Genomic DNA, 5,824 nt, shown 5'->3' on the forward strand with positions numbered 1-5,824 from the left:
TGTAGGCTAACCTACCAAGCACTTGCTTTGTCAGCTCGGTGACGATGCGCGCCGGAGGAACCGAGCAATTCAGGTAGGAGCGTCGCTGATGACCCACGATCCGCGCACCGTGCCCGCGGCGCTCGATCGGTTGGCGCAGCAACTGCCCGGCCACGACGCGTTGATCACCGACGACCGGTCGTTCACCTCGGCCACCCTGCGCGACGAGGTGCACCGGGCGGCGGCCGCGCTGATCGGCCTCGGCGTCGCCGCCGGGGACCGGGTGGCGGTCTGGTCGCCGAACACCTGGCACTGGGTGGTCGCCTGCCTGGCGATTCACCACGCCGGCGCGGCGATGGTCCCCCTGAACACCCGCTATACCGCCGAGGAGGCCGGTGACATCCTGGCCCGCACCGGTGCGCCGGTGCTGTTCGGGATGGGCACGTTCCTGGGCCACGACCGCGTCGCCGACTTGAAGCGGGATGCCCTGCCCGCGCTGCGGCACATCGTGCGCATCCCCGTCGACGCCGACGACGGAACCTGGGACGAATTCATCGCGCACGGCACCGACCTCGAGGCGGTCGCCGCCCGCGCCGCCGCGGTCGCCCCGGACGATGTCAGCGACATCCTGTTCACCTCCGGCACCACCGGCCGCAGCAAAGGCGTGCTCTGCGCGCACCGGCAGTCGCTGTCTGCCTCGGCGTCGTGGGCCGCCAACGGCAAGATCACCAGCGACGACCGCTACCTGTGCATCAACCCGTTCTTCCACAACTTCGGCTACAAGGCCGGCATCCTGGCCTGCCTGCAGACCGGCGCGACGCTGATCCCCCACCTGACCTTCGACCCGCTGCGGGCCCTGCAGGCGATCGAGCGACACCGCATCACCGTGTTGCCCGGACCGCCCACCATCTACCAGACCCTGCTGGACCATCCCCAGCGCAAGGACTACGACCTCAGCACGCTGCGGTTCGCGGTGACCGGGGCGGCCACCGTGCCCGTCGTGCTGGTCGAGCGGATGCAATCCGAGCTCGACATCGACATCGTGCTGACCGCCTACGGGCTGACCGAGGCCAACGGCATGGGCACCATGTGCCGCGCCGACGACGACGCGGTCACCGTGGCCACCACCTGCGGTCGCCCGTTCGCCGACTTCGAATTGCGGATCGACGCAAGTGATTCCGGAGCGGCGGGTGAGGTGCTGCTGCGCGGGCCGAACGTGATGCTGGGCTACCTCGACGACCCGGCCGCCACCGCGGCCGCCATCGACGCCGACGGCTGGCTGCACACGGGCGACATCGGCGCCGTCGACGCGGCAGGCAACCTGCGCATCACCGACCGGCTCAAGGACATGTACATCTGCGGCGGCTTCAACGTCTACCCCGCCGAGGTCGAGCAGGTGCTGGCCCGGATGCCGGGGATCGCCGACGCCGCGGTGATCGGCGTCCCCGACGAGCGCCTCGGCGAGGTGGGCCGGGCGTTCGTGGTCACCCGGCCCGGCGCCGACCTGGACGAGCAGTCCGTGATCGCTTATACCCGTGAACATCTGGCGAACTTCAAGGCACCGCGGTCGGTGCGGTTCGTCGACGCGTTGCCGCGCAATCCGGGCGGCAAGGTGGTCAAGCCACAACTGCGAGAGTGGACCTGAATTGGATCTGGAACTAGACGACGAGACCCGGGCATTCCGGGCCGAGGTGCGGGACTTCTTGTCGGCCAACGCCGAATCGATCCCGACGAAGTCCTACGACAACGCCGAGGGCTTCGCCCAGCACCGGCACTGGGACCGCGTGCTGTTCGACGCCGGGCTGTCGGTGATCACGTGGCCGCAGAAGTACGGGGGCCGCGACGCACCGCTGCTGCACTGGGTGGTGTTCGAGGAGGAGTACTTCCGCGCCGGCGCCCCGGGCCGGGCCAGCGCCAACGGCACCTCGATGCTGGCGCCGACGCTGTTCGCGCACGGGACCCCCGAGCAGCTGGACCGCATACTGCCGAAAATGGCCAGCGGCGAACAGATTTGGGCGCAGGCGTGGTCGGAGCCCGAGTCCGGCAGCGACCTGGCGTCGCTGCGATCCACCGCGACCAAGACCGAGGGCGGCTGGCTGCTCAACGGGCAGAAGATCTGGAGCTCGCGGGCGCCGTTCGCCGAGATGGGGTTCGGGCTGTTCCGGTCGGACCCGCAAGCCGAGCGGCACAACGGCCTGACGTACTTCATGTTCGACCTGAAGGCCAAGGGCGTCACCGTGCGGCCCATCGTCCAACTGGGCGGCGACACCGGTTTCGGCGAGATCTTCCTCGACGACGTGTTCGTCCCCGACGAGGACGTCATCGGCACCCCGAACCAGGGCTGGCGGGCGGCCATGAGCACGTCGAGCAACGAGCGCGGGATGTCGCTGCGCAGCCCGGCCCGCTTCCTGGCGACCGCCGAGCGCCTGGTGCAACTGTGGAAGGACAGCGGCTCGCCCCCGGCGTTCGCCGACCGCGTCGCCGACGGCTGGATCAAGGCGCAGGCCTACCGGCTGCAGACCTTCGGCACGGTGACCCGGCTGGCCGAGGGCGGTGAGCTGGGCGCCGAATCCTCGGTGACCAAGGTGTTCTGGTCCGACCTCGACGTCGAGTTGCACCAGACCGCGCTCGACGTCCTCGCCGCCGACGGCGAGCTCGCCGGCAACTGGACCGATGGCCTGCTGTTCGCGCTGGGCGGCCCGATCTACGCGGGTACCAACGAGATTCAGCGCAACATCATCTCGGAACGGCTGCTGGGGCTGCCCCGCGAACCATCAGCGCAGAAGTCCGGGGGCAAGAAGTGAAATTTGCGCTAGACGAACAGCAGCGCGACTTCGCGGCCAGCATCGACGCCGCCCTGAGCGCAGCCGACCTGCCCGGCGTGATCCGCGCCTGGTCCGCGGGCGACACCGCGCCCGGCCGCAAGGTGTGGGGCCAGCTGGCCGACCTCGGCGTCACCGCTTTGGCGGTGCCCGAGAAGTTCGACGGTATCGGGGCGGATCCCATCGACCTGGTGGTCGCACTCGAACGCCTGGGGCGCTGGTGCGTGCCCGGGCCGGTGGCCGAATCCATCGCCGTGGCGCCGGTTTTGCTGGCCTCTGACGCTCAGGCCGACCGCTGCGCCGCGCTGGCCTCCGGTGAGCTGATCGCCACCGTCGCAATGCCGCCGCAGGCGCCGCGCGCGGTGGACGCCGAGACGGCCGGGGTGGTGCTGCTGGTCACCGACGAGGGCGTGAGCGAGGCGGCCCCGCGTGACTGGCACGAGTCCGTCGACCCCAGCCGGCCCCTGTACGACGTGACCGCGACCGGCCAGGCCTGGCAGGCGGATCGCGAGCGCGCCTACGAATTCGGGGCGCTGGCCACCGCCGCGCAGCTGGTGGGCGCGGCCGAGGCGCTGCTGCGCGACACCGTCGAATACGCCAAGCAGCGGTCACAATTCGGCCGGGTGATCGGTTCGTACCAGGCGATCAAGCACAAGCTCGCCGACGTGCACATCGCGATCGAGCTGGCCCGCCCGCTGCTCTACGGCGCGGCCCTGTCACTGGACGCCCGCGACGTCAGCGCGGCCAAGGCGGCGGCGTCCGAGGCCGGCTTGCTCGCGGCGCGGTCGGCGCTGCAGACCCACGGCGCAATCGGGTTCACCCAGGAACACGACCTGTCCCTGTGGTTGCTGCGGGTGCAGGCGTTGCGTTCGGCCTGGGGTACGCCCGAGGCACATCGACGCCGAGTGCTGGAGGCGCTGTCGTGACTGACGAACGGGAGATGCTGCGCGAGACCGTGGCGGCCCTGGTGGCCAAGCACGCCAACCCGGCGGCGGTGCGCGCGGCGATGGAATCCGACCGCGGCTACGACGAATCGTTGTGGCGGCTGCTGTGCGAGCAGGTGGGCGCCGCCGCGCTGGTCGTCCCCGAGGAGCTGGGCGGCGCCGGCGGCGAACTGGCCGACGCGGCAACGGTTTTGCAAGAACTCGGCCGCGGCCTGGTGCCCTCCCCGCTGCTGGGCACCACCCTGGCCGAGCTGGCCCTGCTGGCCGCGCCCGAGCCCGACGCCGAGACGCTGGAGAAGCTCGCCGAGGGCGCGTCGATCGGTGCGCTGGTGCTCGACCCCGACTACGTGGTCAACGGCGACATCGCCGACGTGGTGGTCGCCGCCGCGGACGGCCGGCTGAGCAGGTGGACCCGCGTCAGCGCGCAGCCCGTCGTCACCATGGACCCGACCCGGCGGCTCGCACGGGTGACGCCGGCGGGGACCGAGGAGATCGGCGCCGACCCCGGCATCGTCGACGCCGCGGCCATCCTGCTGACCGCCGAGCAGATCGGCGCCGCCGAACGCTGCCTCGAGCTGACCGTCGAATACACCAAGAACAGAGTGCAATTCGGCCGGCCGATCGGCAGCTTCCAGGCGCTCAAACACCGGATGGCCGACCTGTACGTCACGATCGCCGCGGCGAAGGCGGTCGTGGCCGAGGCGTGCGACGCCCCCGGCCCGACCAACGCCGCCACCGCGCGCCTGGCCGCCACCGAGGCGCTGTGCGCCGCGGCCGCCGAGGGCATCCAGCTGCACGGTGGGATCGCGATCACCTGGGAACACGACATGCACCTGTACTTCAAACGCGCCCACGGCAGCGCCCATCTGCTCGGCACCCCGCAACAACTGCTCGCGCGACTGGAAGCCGAGGTGCTCGAACCGTCGTGAACGACCACGTCGCGCGGCGCGCCGCCATCCCGCCGTTCTATGTGATGGACGTGTGGCTGGTCGCCGCCGAGCGCCAGCGCAGCCATGGCGACCTGGTGAACCTGTCGGCGGGCCAGCCCAGCGTGGGAGCGCCGGAGCCGGTGCGGGCGGCGGCGGCTTCGGCCCTGCACCTCAACGAGTTGGGTTACACCGTGACGCTGGGCACGCCCGAGCTGCGCGCGGCGATAGCGGCGGATTACCAACGCCAGCACGGGCTTCGGGTCGAGCCCGACGAGGTGGTGGTCACGACGGGTTCCTCCGGCGGCTTCCTGCTCGCGTTCCTGGCGTGCTTCGACGCGGGCGACCGGGTGGCGCTGGCCAGCCCCGGCTATCCGTGCTATCGAAACATTCTGTCCGCGTTGGGATGTGAGGTGGTCGAGATCCCGTGCGGGCCGGACACCCGCTTCCAGCCCACCGTGCAGATGCTCGCCGCGCTCGACCCGCCGGTCCAAGGCGTGATCGTCGCCAGCCCGGCCAATCCCACCGGGACGGTGATCGCGCCGTCCGAGCTGGCCGCGATCGCGTCGTGGTGCGAGGCGTCCGGGGTGCGGTTGGTCAGTGACGAGGTCTACCACGGCCTGGTCTACGACGGGGCGCCGCAGACCAGCTGTGCCTGGCAGACGTCGCGGGACGCCGTGGTGGTCAACAGCTTTTCGAAGTACTGGGCGATGACGGGCTGGCGGCTGGGCTGGATGCTGGTGCCGCCGGCGCTGCTGCGCGCGGTGGACCGCCTGACCGGCAACTTCACCATCTGCCCGCCGGCGCTCTCCCAGCTCGCCGCCGTGGCGGCCTTCTCCCCCGAGGCGATCGCCGAGGCCGACGGCAACCTGCACCACTACTCGACCAACCGCGCGCTGCTGCTGGATGGCCTGCGCCGGATCGGGATCAACCGGTTGGCCCCCACCGACGGCGCGTTCTACGTCTACGCCGACGTCTCGGAGCGCACCGACGACTCGCGGGCGTTCTGCTCGAAGCTGTTGGCGGACACCGGCGTTGCCATCGCGCCGGGCATCGATTTCGACACTGCCCACGGCGACTCGTTCGTCCGGCTGTCGTTCGCCGGGCCGACGGCCGACATCGAAGAGGCGCTGCGACGGATCGGCCCCTGGCT

5 protein-coding genes are annotated in these 5,824 nt (G+C 70.9%); all 5 read left to right on the forward strand.

Going from position 1 to position 5,824, the window contains the following annotated elements:
* Positions 1-88: 88 nt before the first annotated feature.
* Complete coding sequence (gene fadD3, locus HMPREF0591_RS00975) at positions 89-1,624, forward strand: 3-((3aS,4S,7aS)-7a-methyl-1,5-dioxo-octahydro-1H-inden-4-yl)propanoate--CoA ligase FadD3 (RefSeq protein ID WP_007166509.1); 1,536 nt, start codon at positions 89-91, stop codon at positions 1,622-1,624.
* 1 nt (position 1,625) lies between these two features.
* Positions 1,626-2,783, forward strand: a complete 1,158-nt coding sequence (locus HMPREF0591_RS00980) for an acyl-CoA dehydrogenase family protein (protein WP_007166510.1) — start codon at positions 1,626-1,628, stop codon at positions 2,781-2,783.
* Positions 2,780-3,727, forward strand: a complete 948-nt coding sequence (locus HMPREF0591_RS00985; protein WP_007166511.1) for an acyl-CoA dehydrogenase family protein — start codon at positions 2,780-2,782, stop codon at positions 3,725-3,727. Before HMPREF0591_RS00980 ends, HMPREF0591_RS00985 begins: the two co-directional genes overlap by 4 nt.
* Complete coding sequence (ipdE2, locus tag HMPREF0591_RS00990) at positions 3,724-4,674, forward strand: acyl-CoA dehydrogenase IpdE2 (protein ID WP_007166512.1); 951 nt, start codon at positions 3,724-3,726, stop codon at positions 4,672-4,674. Before HMPREF0591_RS00985 ends, ipdE2 begins: the two co-directional genes overlap by 4 nt.
* Positions 4,671-5,824 (forward strand): pyridoxal phosphate-dependent aminotransferase (locus HMPREF0591_RS00995; RefSeq protein WP_007166513.1); only part of this gene is annotated, 1,154 nt, incomplete at its 3' end. The genes ipdE2 and HMPREF0591_RS00995, both read left to right, overlap by 4 nt.

Source organism: Mycobacterium parascrofulaceum ATCC BAA-614 (genome assembly GCF_000164135.1).
Classification (GTDB): Bacteria; Actinomycetota; Actinomycetes; order Mycobacteriales; family Mycobacteriaceae; genus Mycobacterium; species Mycobacterium parascrofulaceum.